Source organism: Thauera sp. 27 (genome assembly GCF_000310125.2).
GTDB lineage: Bacteria > Pseudomonadota > Gammaproteobacteria > Burkholderiales > Rhodocyclaceae > Thauera > Thauera mechernichensis.
The window spans coordinates 1-317 of record NZ_AMXB01000117.1; the positions used below are offsets into that span (position 1 = coordinate 1).

The following is a 317-nucleotide window of genomic DNA, read 5'->3' on the forward strand; positions in this document are numbered from 1 at the left end:
TCGTCGATGGGGGCGATGACCGCATCCAGGGTGGCGTTGACGCCCTGGACGATGCGGGCGTAGTCGCCGTGGTGACGGCTGGCGTCGGCGCGGGTGGACAGGCGGCCTTCGACGGCGGCCTGGGCGAGCATGTTGGCGTCGGTGACGAGCGCATTGACCGCGTCGATGGCGGTGTTGAGGTTGTTCTTGATGGTGTTGAAGTCACCGTTGTAGCTGTCGGTGATGCGGGCGGGGATGGCGCCCTTGGCAATCTGGTCGACGTAGTCGGCGGCCACGTTGAGCGGCCCGATGACGGCGTCGAGCGTGGCATTGACGCC

General features: G+C 67.2%; 1 pseudogene. It reads right to left on the reverse strand.

Features of this window, described 5'->3' with window-relative positions:
• A pseudogene (locus tag B447_RS21645) lies at positions 1-317 on the reverse strand (methyl-accepting chemotaxis protein); the annotation flags it as partial.